Genomic DNA, 23,653 nt, shown 5'->3' with positions numbered 1-23,653 from the left:
TCGATCCTATGAAAACTGCGGTACTTACGGATAGTACAGCCTACATACCCAAGAAAGTACGCCAGTCTAATCACATCCACATGGTGCCTTTGAACGTGATCTTCGGTCATGAGTCCTACCAGGAAGAAATCGATATCACTGCAGATGATTTCTATGACATGGTCAAAGAGAACAGCGATTTGCCAAAAACTTCCCAGCCTTCCACTGGACTTATGGTGGATAAGCTGGAGGAGCTGGCGCGCGACTATGATGCTGTTGTAGCGATTCACCTATCAAGCGGCATTAGCGGAACGTATCAAGGGATGGTTGCTGCAAGCGAAATGGTGGAAGACCTTGAGGTGCATGTGTTTGATTCTGAAATTAGCTGTCTTATGCAGGGTTTCTATGCGATAGAAGCTGCTGAACTAGCAAACAATGGAGGAACACCAGAGCAAGTTATCGCTAGATTAGAAGAGATGAAATCGTCAATGCGAGCCTACTTTATGGCTGACGATTTAAGCCATTTGCATAGAGGCGGAAGGCTGAATGGGGCGCAGGCTTTCGTAGGGAGTCTTCTTCAAGTAAAACCTGTGCTTCATTTCGTCGATACAAAAATCGTTCCATTTGAAAAAATAAGAACGCGTAAAAAAGCTCTCAAAAGGATTCTCACTCTTTTTGAGGAGGATATAACTCGTGAAGGTACATTCCAGGCAAGTGTGATTCATGCCAATAGAGGTCAGGAAGCCGAGCAAATTAAGCGCGCTATTGAAGAGCAGTTTGAAAATGTCGAGGTGACCGTCAGCTACTTTGGTCCCGTCATTGGGTCGCATCTTGGTGAAGGGGCTATGGGTCTTGGCTGGTATAAGAAGTCCTGAATGATGAGTAAACCTGCCAGTTAGACATTGGCAGGTTTCTCTTTAAAAAATATTAGGAAGGTGATTCTCCTGTTACGTTTATTCTCCACGTTTAAAACCTCAGCTTCTCCTCAACTTGCTTCACTCCATCCGTTTCCAGAACATGAACCCCACAAATGGTTGAGCGGTAAACTTCTGACACGTCAAGAAATTCCCTTGTTGGATGAGGAATTACAATCGTACATTACAGCAGGTTATGTTGAAAGTGTGACATCTATTGAAAAAAGAAGGTCGATGTTTACTTGTACAAGATGTGGGAATGATAAGCGTCATTTATTTGCGACCATGCCCCATGCCGCTTGTGGTAAATTATGTGTGTATTGCAGGAACTGTATTATGATGGGGCGTGTAATCGAATGTGAACCGCTATTTAGAGGAAGTCCTCAGTATCCCTGGCCAGTGGTTGAAAATCCTTGTGCCTGGGGAGGGGAGCTTACTGTTGATCAACAACAGGCCGCCGATGAAATTGTATCGGCTATTGACCATGGTCAAAACGAGCTGCTCATTTGGGCGGTCTGCGGGGCCGGGAAAACGGAAATGCTGTTTCCTGGTCTGACAGCCGCCTTAAAGGCGGGCAAGCGCATTTGTCTGGCAACGCCTCGAACAGATGTAGTCCGTGAATTGACTCCAAGGCTTAAGCAGGCCTTCCCTGATGTGACGATTCAAGCGTTATATGGAGATAGTGAGGAAAAAACAGCTGATGCACAATTGCTGTTAGCGACCACACATCAGCTTTATCGTTTTGCGTATGCCTTTGATGTGATGATTATTGATGAAATAGATGCGTTTCCTTATCATAATGATCGCTCGCTCCAATTTGCTTCTAAACGGGCCGCCAAGCTGCAGGCTTCTTTCATCTATTTAACGGCAACCCCGAGGCTAAAGGAAAAGAAGCGGATCAAGCAAAAGCAGCTTCCCGCCGTATTTATCGCCAAGCGATTCCATGGTCATCCCTTGCCTGTTCCGAAGTTAAAACTCAGTCCATGGTTAAGAAAAGAGTTGGCCAATCGCAGGCTCCCGAAATCAATCCTTCAAACTGTCCAGTCCCAGCAACTTGGGAGTAGACAACTTCTACTTTTTACTTCTACGATTGAATACGCCCAGTTAGTTACCGACATCTTACAACCCTTTTATCCTGATATTACCTCTGTCCATGCCGAAGACCCTGAACGCGAGGAGAAAGTTCGCGCTTTTCGTAATCAAGAACACACCATTTTAGTGACCACAACGATCCTTGAGCGGGGTGTGACTTTTCCGTCTGTTGATGTTTATGTGCTTGATGCAGGTCATGTGGTATTTGATGAGGCAGCACTCGTGCAAATTGCTGGTCGCGCTGGGCGCAGCCAACATGATCCAACTGGTGACGTGCTCTTTTTTCATATCGGTAAAACGAACGCAATGCTACATGCCCAGGAAGCGATTTTAAGGATGAATAAGCGGGGAAAGTGTCAATGAGATGCTTAATTTGTTTCGACGAGATCGTGGCGCAGGTCAGCTGGAGACACTTTTTGCTTCCTCAGAAAAGCAGGAGGATATGTGAGGGGTGCACAGATAAATTGAAGCGCATTGATCAGATTGGCTGTCCGAGGTGCGGACGTGAAGATGCGCGGGGTATTTGTTATGACTGTGAGCGCTGGGAGCAATCAAATGTATATGCGGGGGTTCTTGAGAAAAATGTGGCGGTGTATGCGTATAATGAGTTTGCGAAGGAGATTGTCGCTAAATGGAAGTATCGTGGGGACTTTATACTGATTCGGGCCTTTGCTGAAGCTGTACAGACGACGTATCATCAGCACTATCGTGATGTGGGGGCTGATGTTGCGGTGATTCCGCTTAGTGAGCAGCGGCTTCTGGAGCGGGGGTTCAATCAATCGGATGCGATTATTCAAATGCTCGGGTTTGATTCTCACGACTTTTTTACGAGAAGGGAAAGTGAGAAGCAGTCGAAGCGTGGGCGCAGGGAGCGGATGGAGGCGGGCAATCCGTTTGAGTTGGTGAGAGGGGTTACTGGGCCTGTGGTGCTGGTGGATGATATTTATACGACGGGGATGACGGTGCGGCATTTGGCGATGTTGTTAAAGGAGGCGGGATGTCCGGCTGTTTATTCGTTTACACTTTTTCGCTGACGGCTCTTTGGTTTATGGGGAGTTTGCCGATATAATAGAAAAAGAGGAATACAGGGGGAAATTTGAAGATGACTGATTTAGCGAATTGTCCGAGGTGCCATGGGTTGTTTATGAAGGGAACAGCTTCTGTTTGTCCGAATTGTGTGAAGCAGGAGGAGCGTGACTTTCAAGTGGTATATACGTTTCTGCGTAAGAAGCAGAATCGGACGGCGAATATGCAGGAGATTGTGGAAGGGGCGGGTGTTGAGGAGGTCAGGATTCGCAGTTTTGTAAAGTCAAAGCGTCTGCATCCGGCTCAGTTCCCTCAGTTGACGTATGATTGTGAAAAGTGCGGGGCGCAGATTCGTGAAGGGCGTCTTTGTGAAGGGTGCCGGCAGGAGATTGAGCGCGGGGTCCAAAAGCACGAGGAGATTGAACAGCTTCAAGAGCGTAATAGGCAGGACGATGTGGGTCGGGTGACTTATTATTCGGTTAAGCAGGATAAAGGCTAAACTTATAAGGAAGCGGTCCGATAAATATAGTAAAGATTTTTGAACGAGAGGTGAATGAAATGAAGATCAATGGTCCAAACCATTCTAATTTTAACCCTTACAAGAAGCACATGACACAGCAGCCTGACGTGCAAAGGAAAATGCAGAGTCAGCGGGATAAGGTCGAAATTTCTCACCAGGGTAAGGCACTTCAAGGGTCTGAGCAGAAAAATGAAGCTCGTCAGAAGCATGTGGATGAGATTAAGGCGGCTGTTGAGAACGGTAAGTATCAGGTGGATTCGAGTGCGACGGCTCAGAAGATGATTGATTTCTTTTCGAAAAAGGGATAAAGGAGAATGACCGTGACGATCGATAGCATCATAGAGCAGATGGGGCGATTGCAACAGCTTCATGAAAGCCTGCTCGCCCTGTCAATGCGTAAGACGGAAATATTGAAATCGAATGAAACGGAAGCGTTACAGGATATTCTTGTTCAAGAGCGGAAGCATGTCCAGGGGATTAATACTGTTGAGAAGCAGCGGATGGCTAGTACTGCAGCCTGGGCGGAAACGGCGGGGCTTGCTGGTGAGGCTCCGACGGTTTCTGAGATGTTGGAGGTTGTAGAAGGACAGGAGAGGGAGCGGCTCCAAGAGGCTTATGATGCCTTCATTCTTGTCCTGGCTGACTTGAAGCAGCAGGAAGTGTTAAATGCGGAGCTAACGAAGCAATCGTTACAGTTCATTACGATGTCCTTAGATATGCTGCAGCCGTCCTTAACGAATATGAATTATTGCACGTCTTCCCAAGGAGGGGAGCAAAAGCGCTCTGTATTTGATTCAAAGGCATAAGATAATAGAGGAGAGTTCATATGGTTTCAACCTTTCACGGTTTAGAAGTGGCCAAGCGCGGGCTTTTTACCCAGCAAGCGGCTTTATATACTACAGGGCATAATATTGCCAATGCCAATACACCTGGCTATACGCGTCAGCGTGTTAATTTTGAACAAACCGGGCCGTTCCCGGCAGCATCAAGGAATCGTCCTGAGATCCCAGGTCAAATGGGAAGCGGTGTTCAGGCTGGTTCGATTGAACGGATTCGGGTTGGTTTTTTAGACGATCAATTTCGCGGCGAAAATAGTAAAACAGGTTACTATGAAGCTCGTTCTGATGCGTTTGGCCGCTTGGAATCAGTTATGAATGAGCCGTCTGACAGCGGTCTGGCTAAAACGATGGATCGATTCTGGCAATCGCTGCAGGACTTGTCGGTTAACCCGCAAAACTCAGGGGCTCGTGATGTTGTCGTGCAGCGCGGTCTGGCTGTGGCGAAGACATTTAATTATTTATCTAGTACTATACATAAAATGCAAAATGATATTAAAAGCGAAGTTGGCGTGACCACGAAAGAAATCAATTCACTCGCCAACCAGATAAATAATTTGAATCAGCAGATTGCCGAGGTGGAGCCGCATGGTTATGTGCCGAACGATTTGTATGATGAGCGGGATCGCTTAATTGATCAGTTGTCGGGGCAGGTGAATATTGACGTCAGTTATGAGGATACAGCGAAATCTGCTGACCCGTTAGCGATGGGGAAAGCGACGATTTCCATTGTCGGGGTAGGAGGACAGGCGTTGTCGCCTGCTTCCACCTTAGTCAATGGTGCGAATAATACGGTGAACGAGGTTACGGTCAATTATCCTGCAGACGGTACACCTGTAGCTGAGTCAATCACAGTCGGTACGGCGACTTACCAGGTAGAGGACTTTTCTTCACAAGGGAAGTTAACTGGTCTGATCGAGTCTGGTGGATATATGGCCGGTGGTGAAGCAAAAGGTACCTACGAGGCTATGCAGTATGATCTAGATAAGATGGCTACAGCCTATGCGACAGCTTTCAATGCGGTACAGAAGAGTGGAGAATCGCTCAACTCGATGGAAAACGGTACGCAGCCGCCTGACTTTTTTCACATTGATGAGTCCTTGTCAACAGATGAAGATGGCGTCGTGCGTGGTTTAGCAGGCGCTTTGGATTTAACCGAAGAGATTAAAAACGATTCAGATCATATTGCAGCAGCGAATGGAGAACTGGCAGGCAATGGCGGCAATGCTGGTGAGTTAGCTAATGTGCGGGATCAGGCTTCTGCTATTCTAGGAGAAGAAACTACGGTGAGTACTTTTTACGAATCGATTATTGGGACGATGGCTGTCGAAGCACAGGAAGCTTACCGAATGGAAAGCAACGCAGCCACGTTACGTGCTTCTGTTAATCAGCAGCGCCAATCGGTCAGTGCGGTTTCTTTAGATGAAGAAATGACCAATATGATTAAATTCCAGCATGCGTATAATGCAGCGGCTCGAAATATAACGGTAGTCGACGAAATGCTGGATCGAATTATTAATCAAATGGGAAGGTAGGTGAGTAGCACATGCGTGTGACCCAGGGAATGTTAACGAACAATATGCTTCGCAACTTGAGCAACAGTTACAGCCAGATGGGTAAATATCAGGAACAGCTTTACACGGGTAAGAAAATCAGTCAGCCGTCTGACGACCCGGTGGTAGCGATGAAAGGGATTAACTATCGTTCACAGCTGAGCGAGGTTCAGCAGTATAAGCGGAATATTGGGACGGTACATAACTGGATGGATAATAGTGATGCTGCGCTGGATAAGGCTACGCAGGCGATGCAGCGGATCCGTGAGCTCACAGTTCAGGCCAGTAATGGGACATATGAAGATGGGCAGCGGGCTAACATTGCCAAAGAGATTCGGCAGTTAAAAGAGCATCTTGGAACGATCGCCAATACGAAAGTGAATGACAAGTATATTTTTAACGGAGCCAATACGACGGAAGCTCCTGTTGATTTGTCTGGCTTTACTGTTGATAGTATTCAAACACCTGTTCAGATTGAGGTTTCGGCTGGGGTGAAAATTCAAGTGAATGTCAATCCACAGCCTGTTTTCGGCCAAAAGCTGTTTGAAGATATAGAAGCTTTTGCTGATGCGTTAGAAGGTGATGGCAGTGATGAAGAGCTTAGTGATTTTCTTGGTACATTCGATCAACACATCGATAACATTGTCAATGAACGTGCCGATCTTGGTGCTCGGATGAACCGGGTGGAATTGATTGAAGATCGAATCGAAGCCCAGGAAGTTAGTGCTACGAAGATGATGTCTGAGAATGAAGATGCTGATATCGAAAAAGTGATTACGAATTTAAAAACGCAGGAAAGTATTCATCGGGCAGCGTTAGCAGTTGGCTCACGTATTATCCAGCCGACATTGATGGATTTTCTAAGATAAGACTGCTTCTCCATTGAGGCAGTCTCCTTTTATAGCCAGTTTTTCTTGAAGGAGGGTTCGGAATGTCTGTACCTCAGCTTCAACTTCAATCGACAGATGCTCGAATCGGAATCAGAACTCAACCAGGGCAGCAAACGATTCGCCAACATCAAGCTAAGCAATCCATCCAGCAGCCGAAAGCGCAAATGACGATTGATACTCGTCCTGGGAAGTTAACCATTGACCAAACCAAAGCCTGGCATAATCTTGACTTGAAAAACGTGTTCGCGCGTTCAGATGAGTTAGTGAGTGACGCTAGGCAAATTTGGCTCGAAGGGATTGCTCGTGTTTCCCGCGAAGGAGACGAACTGATGCGAATCGAAGATGGAGGAAATCCGATTGCGGCCCATGCGAAGCAAAATGCTAAGTATGAGTTTACGCTTCAGCCAGGGGGACGGCCGGCTTATGAATTGGTTGATCTTCACTATGAGCCAGCACAGGTGGATATTAACGTTGAACCTCAAGAACCAATTATTTCAGCGGAACCTCGCAAGCCGGACATTTCGTATCAGCGTGGCAACGTTGATATTTTTATGAAGCAATACACAGATATTCAAATTGATTGGAAAGTGTGATGAGAGATGAAGGTGGAAACAAAATATTTTGGAACGGTAGAGGTCAAAGAGAAAGAAACGGTTCATTTTGAGCAGGGATTGCCCGGATTTGAGAGCTATCATGCTTTTGTTCTATTACCGGTGGATGAAGCGGGACTTTATTATGCGCTGCAATCCTGTGAGGACAAAAAAGTCTCCCTGATTGTAACGAGCCCCTATCTATTTCAGAAAACGTATGAATTTGAAATTGGAGATGGAGCCCAACTGGAATTAGAGATTGAGAAACCAAAGGATGTAGCGGTGTATAGTGTGGTGACACTGCGCGAGCCTTTTCATGAATCAACACTGAACTTGCAAGCTCCTATACTAGTGAATGTACATAATGGAAAGGCGAAGCAGGTCATTTTAGCGGAAGAAAACTATCAAACTAGATGTCCGCTTGTGCAAGGAAAAGGCGGTGAACAGCATGCTCGTCCTTAATCGCAAAGCTGGGGAGTCAATCCGGATTGGTGATGAAATTGAGCTTAAGATTGTGTCAGTGGAAGGCGGGCAGGTGAAGCTTGGGATCGAGGCGCCGAAGCATGTGGAGATCCACCGACAAGAAGTGTATGCAGCGATTCAAGAGGAGAACGAGGAAGCGACAATGTTTTCAGAAACCTTGCTGGATCTGCTAAAAAGTTCAAAAAAAGATTAAACTCTATGTGAAGTCGTCCGATATAAGTAATGTAACACATTACTGAGTCGGCCGGCTTTTGTTTTGTAACTAAACAGCATCTCACAAGGACGTGGGATGACCTATTCAAGGAGGAATTAGTAACATGAGAATTAATCACAACATTGCGGCACTTAACACGTACCGTCAATTAGGACAAGCGAACAATATGAGATCTGATTCAATGGAAAAATTGTCTTCAGGTCTACGAATTAACAATGCTTCTGATGATGCGGCTGGTCTTGCTATCTCTGAGAAGATGCGTGGTCAGATTCGTGGGTTGGAACAAGCACAGCGTAATTCACAGGATGGGATCTCATTAATTCAAACGACCGAGGGTGCATTAAACGAAACTCACTCAATCCTACAACGTATGCGTGAACTTTCTGTGCAATCTGCCAACGATACGAACACTGATACAGATCGTCAAGAACTTCAAAAAGAAGTAAACGAACTTGCAGCAGAAATTACTCGTATTGGTGAGAACACTGAGTTTAATACTAAGAATTTGCTAGATGGTAATTTTTCAGGAACTTTCCATATTGGTGCTAACGAAGGACAAAATCTTACTCTTTCCGTGAATGATATGAGAGCAGATGCCTTAAAAGTTGGTCAGTCATATACGGCCTCTACTACTGATGATACAAATGGTACGTTAACAATGGCTGATGGGAGTACAGCTACATGGCAAGCTGCTGTTGCTGGTAATGATGGAACAGATGGTATAGCTGGCACTGCTGATGACGTAGCAGGAACAGAAGCTGGGTATTATGATGCAAGTAGTAAACTAGTTCTTCAAGCAGATCAGACTTTAGCTGACGGGCAAAAGGGAGCAGTAGGTATTGACATTTCTTCGCAAGGTGCGGCTGATTCTGCTGTTACAACAATAAATACTGCAATTGAAACTGTTTCAGCAGAACGTGCGAAACTTGGTGCTACACAAAACCGTTTAGAGCACACTATCAATAACCTAGGAACATCTGCTGAAAACCTAACAGCAGCTGAATCACGTATCCGAGACGTTGATATGGCCAAAGAAATGATGCAACAGACTAAAGCGTCTATTCTTGCACAAGCATCTCAAGCGATGTTGGCTCAATCCAATCAAATGCCTCAAGGGGTACTGCAACTCTTAAGGTAATGATTGAAGGGCGTCTAGCCTGGTAACAAGCTAGAGTATAACTGGGTGAATTGCTGGAACTTCCTAAAGCTTTATCAACCACAACGTAACTGAAAACGGTAAGCGTGATGGTGAAGAATGATAAAGATGTATAATGGATAATCAGCAGCCAAGCTCCTGTGAGGAAACTCTGGAGAAGGTTCAACGACTAGAGAAGACGGTCTAAGGTGAAAGCTATGGCTATGAATCTCGTAGGACAATTCGCTTGTTCGAAGTGCCCAGCCCCAAGTAAGCGGGTGAAGATATAGTCTATTCTATGTTCGAAAGACATAGTGGCGAAGCAAGCCAATCAAATGCCTCAAGGAGTATTACAACTTCTACGTTAATATTAAGGCAAAAAAGGACCTCATTTTTGGGGTTCTTTTTTATATACATGAAATTATTCTAATACTAGCCATTATAGGATGAAAGATGGTTAATTGGATACTTTTTTCTCTCCCGCTATAATCATATGAAAGCTGTTATAAGTTCATTATATCTGTTTATGATACATCAACCTACAAATTCCCTAAAAATGTCTTATCTCAAACAAAAAAGCCAGCCGCTCCCGGCTGGCCTTCCTCATTATTCCTCAATAAAACTCGTATCAACTAATCCCTCTAAATCAGGTTTTTCCTTCAAAAACTCAAGCTCATATGAAGAGTTCGCAAAGTCCTGTAAGACCTCTCCATCAACCTTATACGTAAAGTTAATACGTTCCCATGCATTATCAATCACGGATTTAGATAGTTCCTGGTCAGTGATTTCTTTAATTTTATCGATCGCGATTGTTTTCGCTTCTTCAGGTTTTTCCTGGATGAACTTTGTTGCTTGTTTGTGTGCGTCTACGATGCTTTGTACCATCTCTGGGTTATTTTTCACGAGCTCTTGAGAGGTTACGAAAACGGCTGCTGGCAATGTTTTGCCGTATGCTACGTCTGGTGTATCGACGAGAACTTCGCCATTCCCTTGTGCTTCGATGACGGATGCCCATGGTTCAGGGACTGTAGCAGCATCGACTTTTCCTGCTTTAAACATAGCGTTATAAGTAGCAGGTTTCCCTGTCACGTGTTTCATCGTTCCATCGATTCTACTTGATGTGATACCGTATTCTTCCTTCATCATCGTTTCGAACTGGACGTCGTGTGTGCAGCCAACGCGTGGAGAGATGAACGTTTTGCCTTTTAAGTCTTCTGGTGTTTCGATGTTAGCACCTTTTCTAGCCATAATTACGGTACCACCGGTAGATCCTGCGGCTACGACGTTAATTTTAGCGCCGCTTGTGAAGTGGTTCATGGCTGGGCCAGGTCCAACGAGTCCGCCTTGTACTTCGCCTGTTTCAACAGCGGTCATAAAGGCTGATCCGTCAGGGAAATACTTATAGTTTACGGTAGTTCCATCTGGCAAGGTTTCAGAGTAAAGTTCTTTTTCTTCTGCAACCATCCCGGCTACATGGTTAATGTTCGGGAAGTACCCGATTGTAATTTCTTTTGATCCGTCACCGCTGGCTTCTTCTTCGCTGCTTCCACATGCAGCCAGCAGCAGGGTAAGAGTAACGAGGGAAATAATAGATAATAATTTCTTCATTGTATGATTTCATCCTTTCTTTTTTTGGCTAACTCCAGCGTGCTTTTGCTTTTCACTTTACTTAACTAATCCCCAGCGTTTCATCACATTTTTCTCTAACTTGGAAAAAACGAGCTGGTCTACGATCGCGCCGATGACTCCGATTATAATAATAATGCCAATTACTTGATCCATGCGGGCGTAATCCTGGGCATATCGCAACGAGTAGCCAAGCCCTGGACCATTACTTAATAATTCACCGGCCATTAAGGCGCGCCAGCTAAACGCCCAGGCAAGTCGGACGCCGGACATAAAATAGGGAATGCTTGCTGGGACTTCGACGCGGTAGAATAACCCGAAGCCCTTTGTCCCCATCGTTCTGGCTGCCCGCACGAGGTGTGGGGGAACGTTGTGAATCGCCGACCTGACGTTTAAGGCCATGACGAAGGTTCCGCCTAGTACAACGACAAAAATAACGGCAAATTCGGTGAATCCGAATAACATGATAGCTAGCGGGACCCAGACGATACTCGGAATACTTTGCAAGGCAATTAAGTACATACCGGCTGTTTCGTCTGCTTGTTTTGATTTACCAAAAATAACACCGACGATTGTGCCAAGCGCGATGGCCATCGACATGCCGAGCAGCAAATGCTTAAAGCTCGCTCCTAATGCCTCCAAAAAATCTCCGCTTGCGAATCCTTCATATAATGCTGTCCAAACTTTCCCAGGTGAAGGCAAGATGATATTAGGAAACACTCCAGCTGAAAATACCAACTGCCATAATCCAATGACTGCGACTAGAAACAGTACGCGTTTAACGACTATATTCAATTTCATTTGAGAGCTCTTCCTTTAAAACTTTATTAATCTCGCCTTCAAGCAGATCCATGACTTTCTTTTCGAGTTCAATGACTTGTTCATCATCACGTTTTCTCGGTCTTGGACTATCAATGGTGAAGTCGGCGATGATACGTCCGGGACGTGTACCCATCACGACGACGCGATCTGATAGTTTAATAGCTTCTGAAATGCTGTGGGTGACGAACAGGATGGTTTTTTGTGTTTCCTGCCAGATTTTAATCAATTCATCGTGTAAAATGTGGCGGGTTTGTTCATCGAGGGCGCCAAATGGTTCATCCATTAGTAAAACTTTGGGATCCATAGCTAAGGCTCTAGCAATGGCAACACGCTGCTGCATCCCGCCTGATAATTCGTAGGTGAATTTTTCTTTAAAGCGGCTTAAGTGAACCATTTTCAAAAAGTGGTCGGCACGCGCGTTTGCTTCTTTTTTGCTCATTGTCCCTTTTAGAGGAAACGTAACATTGTCACGAACGTGGAGCCATGGAAATAAGGATGGCTGTTGAAAGACCATGCCGCGGTCGGGGCCAGCTTGCTTGATTTCCTTGTCTTGAAGGGTAATGGAACCTTCGGTGGTGCGTTCAAGTCCGGCGACCATGGAAAGTAAGGTTGATTTTCCACAGCCGGAAGGTCCGAGGATTGAAACGAATTGGTTTTCGGCTATGCTTAAGTCGATATTGGAAAAGACTTCAAAGTCCTGTTGTTCTTGGTCGGTGAAGGTTTTTCCAACATGCTGCATCTCTAGAAACAATGAACTACCTCCTTATTATGATAATTCCTATAAATAAAGTCGGTTTTAAACATTGTATTAAATTATACCGATTTGTTGACTGGGGTGTCAATTGTTTTTCCGGTACTTTTGCCTGGTTGAACAGGAATTATTGCTGAAGTTGATTTTTTCCGATTATGTATTCAACTCTGTCTGTCTACTGCCGATATAAAAAGAAAACAGGGGAGTTGTTGAAGGTGGATGTAACAAAAGTTCAGGCCCGCTCACAACTTCTGCAGAGTCATTCACCGCATCTTAGCCAACGTACATCTGTTCAGAAGTTGAGCAGGACAAGAGATTCAGAAGAAGGTTTACACAAGCCATTTAAAAATCAGGAAGAGTTTAATAAGGAAAAAATGAAGCAGGTCATCGATGCGTTAAATGACATCCTCAAACCTGCACCTACGAATTTACAGTTCCAATTTCATGAAAAATTAGAGGAATACTACGTTAAAATAGTAAATAGCCAAACAAAAGAAGTTGTAAAGGAAATTCCTCCGAAAAATATGCTGGATTTCTACGCGGCAATGATTGAGTCTATCGGATTGATCGTTGATGATAAAATATAAGAAGGTGAGAAGATGAGTGATATGAGGATCGGGGGTCTGGCTTCGGGGATGGACATTGACAAGCTTGTTAATGACTTGATGAAGGCAGAGCGCCAGCCCTTAAACAAAATGGAGCAGGAGAAAACGTGGTTAACGTGGAAGCGTGATGCCTACCGTGATGTCAATAAACAGCTATTTGAGCTTGATGGTATGATTCTTGACATGAATCTATCAAAAACCTATCAATCAAAAGAAGTTTCTTCTCCTTCATCGGCAATCAGTGCAGAAGCCACCTCAGGGGCAGGGGCTGGCAATTACAATGTTCAAGTCAATCGGCTTGCTTCGGCAGCTTATAACCTGAGTACTAGTGAGATTTCAGGCGGGACCGGAAAGATTGATCCCGATCAGTCGCTCGCTTCACAAAAGGATAAATTTGCGAACTGGTTAAATGAAGGTACGTTTACGATCAACACACACAATGACGAGGGTCCGCAATCAAAGACGTTTACGATTGATGAATCTCAGTCGCTGAATGACTTGCTTGATAAGATCAGCAGTTCTAATTTAGGTTTGCGGGCCTTTTATGATAGCAGTGCCGATAAGGTAATGCTGGAGCGAACAGAGACAGGTAATTTTAACACCGCGGGAGCAGAGATTGAATTCAGCGGTTCTGGGGCTAGTTTTCTAACCGATACGCTTGCCCTCACCAACGAGATGGATGGTGTGGATGCTAAGTTTACCTATAACGGTTCTTTAGAGATTACGACTCATAAGAATAACTATACGTTAAACGGTGTGACCTTCAAGTTCCACGAGGCGATGGATACGGCTGTGAACGTAAATGTGTCCAATAACATTGATAATGCCTTAGAGAATATCACGAAGTTCGTCGATAAATATAATGACGTTATTGAAAAATTAAACGAGCAGGTAACAGAGAAGCGGTACCGTGACTTCCCGCCTTTAACGGAAAAGCAAAAGGAAGATTTGGAAGAAAGTGAGATTGAGTTATGGGAGGAGAAAGCGAAAAGCGGGATGCTACGCAGCGACTCAACGATTCAAGGCGCTTTGTTCGGGATGCGTTCAGACTGGTATAGCAGTGTCGATACAGGAGGGGTTTTTACTCAAATCTCTCAAATTGGGATTACTACAAGTCCTGATTATTTAGAGCGTGGTAAATTACTCATTGATGAAGATAAGCTTCGGGAAGCGTTGAGAGAAGATCCGGCAGCTGTACAGGAATTGTTTTCTGGAAATGCAGCGACAGGAAGTAAGGGCATCGTCGATAAGCTGGAAGCTACGATCGCTGAAACACGAGGCACGATTGAGCGGAAAGCCGGGAAGCCGTCCAGTACCGAGGAATCATATATGATGGGACGCAAGCTCGAGGATATGGCAGACCGGATGGAGGCCTTCGAGAATCGTCTCACACAAGTTGAAGACCGTTACTGGGCACAGTTTGGGCGTATGGAACAGGTGATTCAACGAATGAATTCTCAGTCCGCCTTTTTGATGTCCAACTTTGGTTAAGTTATTTTGATAAAGGAGTGTCAGGCGGATGTCTATTCAAGCCTACCAGAATAATTCAGTAGAAACAGCTTCTCCAGGGGAGCTCACGCTTATGCTTTACAATGGATGCATCAAGTTTATTCGTTCAGCTAAGAAGGCCATAAACGATAACTCTATTGAGCAGAAAAATACGTCAATTCAGAAGGCCCAAGCCATTATAAGAGAATTAATGATCACGATGAATCCGGAGTATGCCGTTTCACAAGAGGTGCTCCCGCTGTATGAGTATATAAATCATCGGCTGATGGAAGCGAATAGTCAGAACGACTCTACAATCCTGGATGAAGTGGAAGGGATGGTTACGGAGTTTCGGGATACGTGGAAGGAAGTCATTTTACATACGCGAAGAGCACAGCATGGTACAGGCGGGAATGCGTAGTGGCAGTGTGGGAACAGTTTGTTTCGATAACAGAACAACTTGATGAAATCGTACAGCAAAAAGTCACGGATCAAAACAGGGAAGCGATGATTACACAGATTGACGAGCTTCTTGATGGGCGCGAACAGATTTTACCAGTGCTGACGAAACCGCAAACGTCTAGAGAGCAGGATATCGTTAACCAAGTGCTGCAACGGGAACCGACGATTAATCAAAGACTTGAGCACATCTTAAATGAGTTAAAAGTTGATTTGCGAAATATGAAAAAGCAGAGGTCCAGCAAACAGCGTTATACGAATCCGTATCAGAGTGTTTCTGGTTATGACGGGATGTTTATGGATCATAAAAAATAATAGGAGATGTCTATGTCACATTTAACAGGTGCACAGCACCAAATGCTGCAAGAATATAAACAAGTGTTATCCGTCATAAGTGAAGGGTTTGAATACTTAGAGAATAACCTGAATATCGAAGCACCTCCTCAGGCTCAGCAAGTATTTGAGGATGTGCTGCTGGCCTTCCAGCAAATTTGTGACTCCAATGATCAATTGGTGGAATGGTTTAAAGAGGATGCGCCTTCAACACTTTTGCTTGACGATTTCCACGATATCGTTAAATTGCTTGAGAAATGGTCGACATTGGAGACCAATCAAGAAAAGCGCAATCTGCTTGTCAAAGAAGTAATTCCCGTCTATGAAAGCTGGCACTCGCAGATGCGCTCCTTTTTAGATTCCTATCTAGCTCATTGACGTTTATGGCATCTGGCCCGCATAACCAGATGCTTTTTTTATTAAAAGTTTTACGATTTATGCATGCGAAATTTTGTCGCAACTACCAGATTTATCGGCAGTATCTCTCAAAAAAGTGTTCTCCTATTACATATTACAACCTTGGTTATCCTATAGTCTGGCAGTTTCCAGCATTTAGTGACAAGTTTTCGTCAAAAAATTCCGAAAGTTTATGCAGGAATGAGCCAGGGTATGGTAGAATATAAACTACATAAGGATGAAAGGAGGACACTTGTAATGAATTACAATATTCGTGGTGAAAATCTTGAGGTGACTGATTCCATTAAGGGATATGTGGAGAAAAAGGTGGGCAAGCTAGAACGCTATTTTGACACTCCACTAACTTCGGAGGTTCACGTAAATTTAAGTGTCTATAATGATGAGCAGACTATTGAGGTAACGATCCCGATGAAGAACTTGCTTCTTCGTGCAGAGGAACACCATACTGACTTATACGCTGCCATCGACCTTGTGGTGGATAAACTCGAACGACAAATCCGAAAGCATAAAACGAAAGTCAATCGAAGGACTCGCCAAGAGGGTGCTCCTAAGTACGTCTTTGCTGAATTGGAAAGAGAAGCCCAACAACAAGTGCTTGATAAGGAAGATGAATCTGACATTGAAATTGTAAGAACGAAGCGTTTTGATCTTAAGCCAATGGATAGTGAAGAAGCTGCACTGCAAATGGATATGCTTGGGCATGCATTTTATGTCTTCACCAATGCATTAACAGATGAAACGAATATCGTATATAAACGTCGAGATGGTAAATATGGCTTGATCGAAACTTGATAAGTCTCTACTACATGCAGCAGTCCTGGACAACCAGGGCTGCTTTTTCTATGGGGGAGGCCGACTGCAGCATTCATTTTAAAAAACTATAGTCTTACTATTTGTACACAGCCAGCTTGCGCAGAAAAGTCATTTTTTGTCTGAATAATTCGTTTTTTGCAACAATTAGACACCATTGAAGAGAAGTTTTACATAGTTACCTATGCGAGTTAAAAGGTGGTATAACTAAGTTGTATCATACCTGCCAAGGAGGCGAATGAATGAAACATACTTACCTTTGCTCTAATTGTGCTCACCTTTATCAAAGGATGCAGCAACAAGAAGAAGCAATTGCCCAACTCGTAGAAATTATTGGAGCCACGAATCGCCGTGTTTATGACCTTGATCAACGACAGTTGGGGATCGAGCATAAATTGGTACGTGAGCGTCAGCCCCGTTTGGTCACCTCTGCCTCCTCATAATCGCCTCCTCCAATAGACAATCCATCCCCGGATTGTCTATTCATCTGTCTGACAGAGCGAGCTCAACCGGTGAATACAGCGGGTTATAGCCTGACTTGATTTGTTGGCACTGTGCTCTTCTTAGTGTTATGATAAAGAGTGGATTATACTACTCAACCGAAGATTGGAAATCAATAGAGGAGCGGTTGCCATGCTTGGAACATTAAAGAAAATATTTGGTGATGATAATACACGACAACTCAAGCGTCTGGGAAAGATAGCTGAGCAAATTGATGCCCTAGAATCTGATATGGAAAAACTTTCAGACGATGGGTTAAAAGAAAAAACAAATGAATTTAAACAACGTTATGAAAAAGGCGAAAAATTGGATGATATGCTTGTTGAAGCATTTGCGGTTGTTCGTGAAGGATCAAAACGTGTGCTTAATATGCGCCCATTTACAGTCCAGCTTATAGGCGGGACTGCCTTACATCAGGGGAATATTGCTGAGATGAAGACAGGGGAAGGTAAAACCCTTGCTTCCACGATGCCGGCATACCTTAATGCGATTACGGGCAAAGGCGTTCATATTATTACAGTAAACGATTATTTAGCGAGCCGTGACGCATCGGAAATGGGCGAGCTGTATAAATTCCTTGGATTGACCGTCGGTTTAAACACAAACGATCTGTCTAAGGATGAGAAGCGCGAAGCCTATGCTGCCGATATTACGTATGGCACAAACAATGAATTCGGTTTTGATTACCTGCGCGACAACATGGTGCTTTATAAAGAGCAGATGGTTCAGCGCCCGCTTCATTTTGCTATTATTGATGAAGTGGATTCGATCTTAATTGACGAGGCCAGAACGCCATTGATTATTTCCGGAACAGCCTCTAAATCGGCTGACCTTTATCAATCAGCGAATGCGTTCGTACGCTTGCTTAGTAAAGAAGAACATTTCACTTATGATGAAAAAACAAAAAACGTTCAATTGACCGAAGAAGGAATCAATAGAGCAGAAAGCTTCTTCAAAATTGAGAACTTGTTCGATTTATCAAATGTGTCGTTGATTCATCATATTAACCAGGCTTTGAAAGCCCATGTAACGATGCATCGTGACACGGATTACGTCGTGGATGAAGGTGAAGTAGTTATCGTTGACCAATTCACCGGACGTCTGATGAAAGGCCGTCGTTATAGTGACGGGCTCCACCAGTCTATCGAGGCAAAAGAAGGCTTGCAAATTCAAAACGAAAGCATGACCCTGGCATCGATTACGTTCCAGAACCTTTTCCGAATGTATGAAAAGCTTTCTGGTATGACGGGTACGGCAAAAACGGAAGAAGAGGAATTCTTAAACATTTATAACATGCGGGTTGTGGTCATCCCGACGAATAAGCCAATCGTTCGTGATGATAAAGCCGACCTCGTTTATAAAACGATGGATGGTAAGTTCCGTGCTGTGGTGGAAGATATTAAAGAACGTTATCAGAATGGACAGCCTGTGCTTGTAGGTACGGTTGCTGTTGAGACGTCGGAAATTATTTCTCGTTATTTAACCAAAGCCAAGGTGCCGCACAATGTGTTAAACGCGAAGAACCACTTCCGTGAAGCTGAGATTATTGAGAATGCTGGTCAGAAGAGTGCCGTCACCATTGCCACCAACATGGCTGGACGTGGTACGGATATTAAATTGGGAGAAGGCGTTGTGGAAGCTGGCGGTCTGGCGGTTATTGGTACCGAACGTCATGAATCACGCCGGATAGATAACCAGCTGCGTGGTCGTTCCGGACGTCAGGGAGACCCAGGGATGTCCCAGTTCTACCTGTCTACAGACGATGAATTAATGCGTCGTTTCGCTTCTGATAATATGCGCAGCATGATGGATCGCTTAGGAATGGATGACTCTCAGCCGATTGAAAGTAAAATGATCTCCCGTGCTGTGGAATCAGCCCAAAAACGTGTGGAAGGGAACAACTTTGACGCGCGTAAAACAGTCCTATCTTATGATGACGTCCTGCGTCAGCAGCGTGAAGTTATCTATAAACAGCGCTATGATGTATTGAATTCAGAAGGTTTGCGTGAGATTATCGAACAAATGATTGAACGTACAGTAGCTGAAACGGTTCAGGTCCATACTACGGATGATGAAGATGACAACTGGGAGCTTGAATCGATTGTTGAATATGTGCGGGCGAACCTCCTAGAAGAAGGGGACATCACGGCAGGCGACTTGAAAGGGAAAGAACCTGATGAAATGCAGGAGCTTATCCTGGAAAAAGTCAAGATGCGTTATGATGAGAAGGAAGAAGAACTCTCAGCAGAGCAAATGCGCGAATTTGAGAAAGTGATCCTGCTTCGCACGGTTGACCAGAAATGGATGGATCACATTGACCAAATGGATCAACTTCGTCAGGGAATTCATTTGCGGGCCTATGGACAGAACGATCCGTTGCGTGAATACCAATTTGAAGGCTTCAGCATGTTTGAAAAAATGGTTAAGTCCATTGATGAAGAAGTCTCCCGTTATGTCATGAAAGCTCAAATTAGAAATAACTTGCAGCGTCAGGAAGTGGCAGAGGGAGCGAAAGCCGTATCAGGCACGAGCAACGAGAGTAAAGAAAGTAAAAAGAAAACGCCTTATGTGAAGAAAGATACCGTCGGGCGAAATGATCCTTGTCCGTGTGGCAGCGGCAAGAAGTATAAAAACTGTCACGGGAAGTAATAAATAGTTGAGGCACTCTCGTAAATGAGGGTGTCTTGCCTTGTGTATAACAACGAATGGGAAATAGGAGTGATTGTGATGGATATGGCAGAAATTCGCCATGAATTAGACAACACAGCTAAGCAATTAGCGGACTTTAGGGGGTCTCTTTGACGCCGATCAAAAAAAGACTCGCATTGCTGAACTAGAGGAACAGATGACAGAGCCCGGTTTTTGGGATGCCCAGGATACAGCTCAAAAAGTAATTAATGAAGTAAATGCTCTGAAAGGGTTAGTTCACACTCTAGAGGATCATGAAGAAACACACGAGAACCTGGAAGTATCCTATGAGCTGGTAAAGGAAGAAGAGGATGAAGACCTGCGGGTAGAACTAGAGGAACAGGTCGGGAAACTCGTTTATGATCTGGATCAGTTTGAATTAAATATTTTGTTAAGTGAGCCTTACGATAAGAACAATGCCATCCTTGAATTACACCCAGGCGCTGGTGGTACAGAATCACAGGATTGGGCAAGCATGCTGCTCCGAATGTATACGAGATGGGCAGAGAAGAAAGGTTTTTCTGTAGAAACTATGGATTATCTTCCGGGGGATGAAGCAGGTGTGAAGAGTGTTACACTTCTCATCAAAGGTCATAACGCTTACGGTTATTTGAAAGCCGAAAAAGGAGTGCATCGGCTTGTGCGAATTTCTCCATTTGACTCATCAGGGCGCCGTCATACGTCGTTTGCTTCATGTGAAGTTATGCCTGAATTTAATGATGAAGTTGAAATTGATGTACGCACCGAAGATTTAAAAATTGATACGTACCGCTCAAGCGGGGCAGGCGGGCAGCATGTAAATACCACCGATTCCGCTGTTCGGATCACCCATACCCCAACCAATACTGTAGTAACATGCCAGTCTGAGCGGTCTCAAATTAAAAACCGGGAACAGGCCATGAAAATGCTGAAATCGAAGCTTTATCAGCTTGAGATTGAACGTCAGCAGGCTGAGATTGATGATATTCGCGGTGAGCAGAAAGAAATTGGCTGGGGCAGTCAGATCCGCTCCTATGTATTCCACCCATACTCCATGGTCAAGGATCATCGGACCAATTTGGATGTTGGGAATACTCAAGGGGTCATGGATGGAGAACTCGATAAATTTATCAATGCATATTTACGGTCCCAAATGGATTAACAACATGGCCCCTATCATGAAGATGATAGGGGCTCATTATGATCAAGATGGCAGGGCTGTTTTTTTTAGAAAAAATTGCTATCCTGATAATAACCAGCTACCTAGTTGAAGGACATATTCACTAGGAGTGTTAAAAAGGCGATTAGGGCGATCGTTATGATGTGGGCGACCAGCTAGGATTTATTAAAACCACGATCGCCATGGCGCTTGAACGGCCAGATATGCATGATGATGTGTTAGCAGCCATTTATGGAATTATAGAGAAGGAAGCATCAAAACCTTAAGCAGGGGTATGATAAACACGAGGTGTAAAAGGTATTACCAGGCAACTTGTTGGAATAAAACATTATGTTGATGGAGATGGATCATTAAGTTTTAAATTACAGACATTGGGTAATACTACATACTATCATGACTAAATTTGTCTATGAGGAGGTACAACATTGAATAAGAAATTACTGACTGTATTATTTGGAACAGCTTTAATGTTAGGTGCTTGCGGCGGAGGCGGCGGCAGTGAGGAAGGAGCCGAATCCGGGGGAGGAGACAATGGCGGTTCGTCATCTGAAGAACAAGCTAAATCAGAAGTAAATGTACAAGCAGCTGAGCAAGCTTACGAGCAGACCTGTGCGAGCTGTCACGGGGGAGATCTTTCAGGTGCAGTAGGACCAAGCCTAAAGCAAATTGGCTCTAAGTATTCAGCAAAAGAAATTGCTGACATCATTAAGAATGGTAAAGGGCAAATGCCACCACAAGGCGGTAATGTAGAGAACGTTGAAAATTTAGCTAATTGGTTAGCTAACAAAAAATAGTGATACTTACCACCAACCCGGCTGATACATCAGCCGGGTTTTTTCGTGCGAAAAATTTAAGTGAAAAGCAGGCAGAAATTCATTTTTACCGTTTCTTATTTAAGTAATTGATAGAGTTTATCTTATGAGAAAAAACGGATTTTCAACATGTTGGCTGAAGCTATATTATAAGTATAGGTTTCTCCAAAAGTCGGCAGGTTTTTTGAAGTTTTTGCCGAATAGTAGCTATATGATTACATTCTTGAAATATAAATGTAATAATTTTATGTCTAAAAAAATCGAATTAAGATGTTATAATAAATGAGGACTTGTGACTTTTCGTTTAAGAAAGTGAAGGGGACGCATCCTAGATTTACATCAATTAAGGAGTTTAGGTGATAGAAATATGATAGATATGAAGGGAGTCTACAAGACTTATCCTAATGGTGTTACGGCCCTTAACGGAGTCGATGTACATATTGATCAAGGAGAATTTGTATACATTGTTGGTCCAAGTGGTGCAGGGAAATCAACTTTTATAAAGTTGATGTTCCGTGAAGAGAAACCAAGTAAGGGATCAATTGTAATTAATGATTATAATTTAGCGACTATTAAAGAGCGGAGAGTGCCTCACTTGCGACGTAATATCGGGGTTGTGTACCAGGATTTCCGCCTGCTTCCTAGATTAACAGTTTATGAGAACGTCGCATTTGCTTTAGAGGTTATCGAAGAATCTCCAAACCAAATTCGACGTCGAGTTATGGATGTTTTAGATCAAGTTCGCTTAAAAAATAAAGCACGTTTTATCCCTGATGAATTGTCAGGTGGGGAACAGCAGAGAGTTTCCATAGCCCGTGCCATTGTAAATCATCCTCAGCTGCTGATTGCGGATGAGCCTACGGGAAACCTTGACCCTGATACATCATGGGAGATTATGCATATTCTTGAAGAAATAAATTCTAGCGGTACTACCGTTCTAATGGCTACTCATAGTCAGGAAATCGTCAACACCATTCGTAAGCGTGTAATTGCTATTGAAGATGGCCAAATTGTGCGTGATGAAGCACGGGGGGAATACGGTTATGAAATTTAGAACCCTGGGCAGGCACACACGTGAAGGAAGTAAAAGTGTTTGGCGTAACGGCTGGATGACTGTTTCGGCTATCGGTGCCGTGACGACAACTTTACTGCTCGTCGGAGTCTTTCTGGCACTGATGCTCAACTTGAACGAAATAGCATCGAATGTGGAAGAAGATGTAGAAGTAAAAGTTCTGCTTGATTTAACTACCTCAGAAGATGAAACCAATAATTTAAGAGAAAAAATTGAAGATATACCTGAGGTTGGCTCTATTACTTTTTCCTCGAAAGAAGAAGAATTAAACCAATTGATTGATAGTCTCGGGGAGAAGGGACAAGCCTTCGAACTGTTTAAACAGAGCAACCCGTTAAATGATGCCTTTGTCATTAAACCGGAAGACCCAATCGATACGGTTGATATAGCAGAAAAAATTGAGAAAATGGATAACGTCTATCAGGTAGATTACGGGGAAGAAGTTGTTCAGCAAATCTTCCAATTCAACAAATATGCAAGAACGATAGGACTTGCGTTAATAATCGGGCTTGTCTTTACTGCCATTTTTCTCATTTCAAATACAATTAAAATCACAATTATTGCACGCCGTAAGGAAATTGGAATTATGAAACTAGTAGGAGCCACGAATGGCTTTATTCGTTGGCCGTTTTTCATAGAAGGCCTGCTGCTGGGAGTCCTTGGATCAATTGTTCCAATTGCTGCGGTCGTTACAGGTTACTACTATCTGTACTACAACTTAAGAGATAACATTAAATTCGAATTTATTGAACTGCTGCCGTTTTACCCATTTGCCTTGCAGCTCTCAGGAATTATTCTGGCAATCGGAGCCTTTATTGGCGTTTGGGGAAGCGTGATGAGTGTTCGTAAGTTCTTAAAAGTCTAGGACCATTGGGGAG

At 43.9% G+C, this 23,653-nt stretch carries 28 protein-coding genes; 25 read left to right on the top strand and 3 right to left on the bottom strand.

Translation table 11 applies throughout. The annotated features are described in order from the left end of the window. Positions 1–8: 8 nt before the first annotated feature. The 12 genes from P9989_RS15635 to P9989_RS15580 all read left to right on the top strand — a co-directional run bounded on the left by P9989_RS15635 (position 9) and on the right by P9989_RS15580 (position 9,235). A complete protein-coding gene (locus P9989_RS15635) occupies positions 9–854 on the top strand; it encodes a DegV family protein (RefSeq protein ID WP_283075795.1) in 846 nt (281 codons plus the stop codon). Between the two features lie 198 nt (positions 855–1,052). Next, positions 1,053–2,348 (top strand): ATP-dependent helicase ComFA, encoded by a 1,296-nt coding sequence (locus P9989_RS15630; RefSeq protein ID WP_283075794.1) that lies wholly within the window; start codon positions 1,053–1,055, stop codon positions 2,346–2,348. A gap of 101 nt (positions 2,349–2,449) precedes the next feature. Continuing rightward, positions 2,450–3,019 (top strand): ComF family protein, encoded by a 570-nt coding sequence (locus tag P9989_RS15625; protein ID WP_283075793.1) that lies wholly within the window; start codon positions 2,450–2,452, stop codon positions 3,017–3,019. Between the two features lie 68 nt (positions 3,020–3,087). Then, the gene (locus tag P9989_RS15620) at positions 3,088–3,510 is read left to right on the top strand and encodes a TIGR03826 family flagellar region protein (protein WP_283075792.1); all 423 of its coding nucleotides are present in this window, start codon (positions 3,088–3,090) and stop codon (positions 3,508–3,510) included. Positions 3,511–3,569: 59 nt separating this feature from the next. Continuing rightward, a complete protein-coding gene (gene flgM, locus P9989_RS15615; protein WP_283075791.1) occupies positions 3,570–3,839 on the top strand; it encodes a flagellar biosynthesis anti-sigma factor FlgM in 270 nt (89 codons plus the stop codon). 6 nt (positions 3,840–3,845) lie between these two features. Further along, positions 3,846–4,337, top strand: a complete 492-nt coding sequence (locus tag P9989_RS15610; protein ID WP_283075790.1) for a flagellar protein FlgN — start codon at positions 3,846–3,848, stop codon at positions 4,335–4,337. 20 nt (positions 4,338–4,357) lie between these two features. Continuing rightward, positions 4,358–5,902 carry a flagellar hook-associated protein FlgK gene (gene flgK / locus P9989_RS15605; RefSeq protein WP_283075789.1) on the top strand — a complete coding sequence of 515 codons (1,545 nt, stop codon included), beginning with the start codon at positions 4,358–4,360 and terminating at the stop codon, positions 5,900–5,902. An 11-nt stretch (positions 5,903–5,913) separates the two neighbouring features. Beyond that, positions 5,914–6,789 (top strand): flagellar hook-associated protein FlgL, encoded by an 876-nt coding sequence (gene flgL / locus P9989_RS15600; RefSeq protein ID WP_283075788.1) that lies wholly within the window; start codon positions 5,914–5,916, stop codon positions 6,787–6,789. A gap of 62 nt (positions 6,790–6,851) precedes the next feature. Next, positions 6,852–7,403, top strand: a complete 552-nt coding sequence (locus tag P9989_RS15595) for a DUF6470 family protein (protein WP_283075787.1) — start codon at positions 6,852–6,854, stop codon at positions 7,401–7,403. Positions 7,404–7,409: 6 nt separating this feature from the next. After that, positions 7,410–7,862, top strand: a complete 453-nt coding sequence (gene fliW, locus P9989_RS15590; RefSeq protein WP_283075786.1) for a flagellar assembly protein FliW — start codon at positions 7,410–7,412, stop codon at positions 7,860–7,862. Further along, on the top strand, positions 7,849–8,076 hold the full coding sequence (gene csrA, locus P9989_RS15585; RefSeq protein ID WP_283075785.1) for a carbon storage regulator CsrA: 228 nt from the start codon (positions 7,849–7,851) through the stop codon (positions 8,074–8,076). The genes fliW and csrA overlap by 14 nt, the downstream gene beginning before the upstream one ends. 124 nt (positions 8,077–8,200) lie before the next feature. Next, positions 8,201–9,235, top strand: a complete 1,035-nt coding sequence (locus tag P9989_RS15580; protein WP_283075784.1) for a flagellin N-terminal helical domain-containing protein — start codon at positions 8,201–8,203, stop codon at positions 9,233–9,235. A gap of 603 nt (positions 9,236–9,838) precedes the next feature. Here the strand turns inward: P9989_RS15580 and P9989_RS15575 are convergent. The 3 genes from P9989_RS15575 to P9989_RS15565 are packed head-to-tail and all read right to left on the bottom strand — an operon-like array spanning position 9,839 to position 12,431. After that, positions 9,839–10,840, bottom strand: coding sequence for an ABC transporter substrate-binding protein (locus P9989_RS15575; RefSeq protein ID WP_283075783.1), 1,002 nt, complete (start codon positions 10,838–10,840; stop codon positions 9,839–9,841). Between the two features lie 57 nt (positions 10,841–10,897). Further along, positions 10,898–11,659 (bottom strand): ABC transporter permease, encoded by a 762-nt coding sequence (locus P9989_RS15570; protein WP_283075782.1) that lies wholly within the window; start codon positions 11,657–11,659, stop codon positions 10,898–10,900. Beyond that, positions 11,637–12,431 (bottom strand): ABC transporter ATP-binding protein, encoded by a 795-nt coding sequence (locus P9989_RS15565; protein ID WP_283075781.1) that lies wholly within the window; start codon positions 12,429–12,431, stop codon positions 11,637–11,639. Before P9989_RS15565 ends, P9989_RS15570 begins: the two co-directional genes overlap by 23 nt. Positions 12,432–12,646: 215 nt before the next feature. On the opposite strand from P9989_RS15565, the gene flaG reads away from it, so the two are divergent. From flaG to ftsX, 13 genes are all read left to right on the top strand, one after another. Then, positions 12,647–13,018 (top strand): flagellar protein FlaG, encoded by a 372-nt coding sequence (gene flaG, locus P9989_RS15560; RefSeq protein WP_283075780.1) that lies wholly within the window; start codon positions 12,647–12,649, stop codon positions 13,016–13,018. 12 nt (positions 13,019–13,030) lie between these two features. After that, positions 13,031–14,527 (top strand): flagellar hook-associated protein 2, encoded by a 1,497-nt coding sequence (locus P9989_RS15555; RefSeq protein ID WP_283075779.1) that lies wholly within the window; start codon positions 13,031–13,033, stop codon positions 14,525–14,527. Between the two features lie 28 nt (positions 14,528–14,555). Further along, positions 14,556–14,945: a flagellar export chaperone FliS gene (gene fliS, locus P9989_RS15550; RefSeq protein WP_283075778.1), complete on the top strand. Its 390-nt coding sequence runs from the start codon at positions 14,556–14,558 to the stop codon at positions 14,943–14,945. Beyond that, positions 14,945–15,298, top strand: a complete 354-nt coding sequence (gene fliT / locus P9989_RS15545; RefSeq protein WP_283075777.1) for a flagellar protein FliT — start codon at positions 14,945–14,947, stop codon at positions 15,296–15,298. Before fliS ends, fliT begins: the two co-directional genes overlap by 1 nt. 12 nt (positions 15,299–15,310) lie before the next feature. Then, a complete protein-coding gene (locus tag P9989_RS15540; RefSeq protein ID WP_283075776.1) occupies positions 15,311–15,694 on the top strand; it encodes a DUF8042 domain-containing protein in 384 nt (127 codons plus the stop codon). A 276-nt stretch (positions 15,695–15,970) separates the two neighbouring features. After that, the gene (hpf, locus tag P9989_RS15535; RefSeq protein ID WP_283075775.1) at positions 15,971–16,525 is read left to right on the top strand and encodes a ribosome hibernation-promoting factor, HPF/YfiA family; all 555 of its coding nucleotides are present in this window, start codon (positions 15,971–15,973) and stop codon (positions 16,523–16,525) included. Between the two features lie 260 nt (positions 16,526–16,785). After that, positions 16,786–16,986: a hypothetical protein gene (locus P9989_RS15530; protein ID WP_283075774.1), complete on the top strand. Its 201-nt coding sequence runs from the start codon at positions 16,786–16,788 to the stop codon at positions 16,984–16,986. Positions 16,987–17,176: 190 nt separating this feature from the next. Continuing rightward, positions 17,177–19,693 carry a preprotein translocase subunit SecA gene (gene secA / locus P9989_RS15525; protein WP_283078948.1) on the top strand — a complete coding sequence of 839 codons (2,517 nt, stop codon included), beginning with the start codon at positions 17,177–17,179 and terminating at the stop codon, positions 19,691–19,693. Between the two features lie 78 nt (positions 19,694–19,771). Beyond that, a protein-coding gene (prfB, locus tag P9989_RS15520) for a peptide chain release factor 2 (RefSeq protein ID WP_283078947.1) occupies positions 19,772–20,873 on the top strand; the annotation gives its coding sequence in 2 pieces (ribosomal slippage) (positions 19,772–19,843 and positions 19,845–20,873; 1,101 coding nt in all). A gap of 161 nt (positions 20,874–21,034) precedes the next feature. After that, positions 21,035–21,157 (top strand): hypothetical protein, encoded by a 123-nt coding sequence (locus P9989_RS15515; protein WP_283075773.1) that lies wholly within the window; start codon positions 21,035–21,037, stop codon positions 21,155–21,157. Positions 21,158–21,316: 159 nt separating this feature from the next. After that, positions 21,317–21,685, top strand: a complete 369-nt coding sequence (gene cccB, locus P9989_RS15510) for a cytochrome c551 (RefSeq protein WP_283075772.1) — start codon at positions 21,317–21,319, stop codon at positions 21,683–21,685. 385 nt (positions 21,686–22,070) lie between these two features. Beyond that, positions 22,071–22,757, top strand: coding sequence for a cell division ATP-binding protein FtsE (ftsE, locus tag P9989_RS15505; RefSeq protein WP_283075771.1), 687 nt, complete (start codon positions 22,071–22,073; stop codon positions 22,755–22,757). Continuing rightward, positions 22,747–23,640: a permease-like cell division protein FtsX gene (ftsX, locus tag P9989_RS15500; protein ID WP_283075770.1), complete on the top strand. Its 894-nt coding sequence runs from the start codon at positions 22,747–22,749 to the stop codon at positions 23,638–23,640. Before ftsE ends, ftsX begins: the two co-directional genes overlap by 11 nt. Positions 23,641–23,653: the final 13 nt, after the last annotated feature.

Source organism: Halobacillus naozhouensis, from assembly GCF_029714185.1.
GTDB classification, from domain to species: domain Bacteria; phylum Bacillota; class Bacilli; order Bacillales; family Halobacillaceae; genus Halobacillus_A; species Halobacillus_A naozhouensis.
Note: the sequence above shows the minus strand (reverse complement) of the source record. Positions and strands in the feature narration are given on the sequence as shown.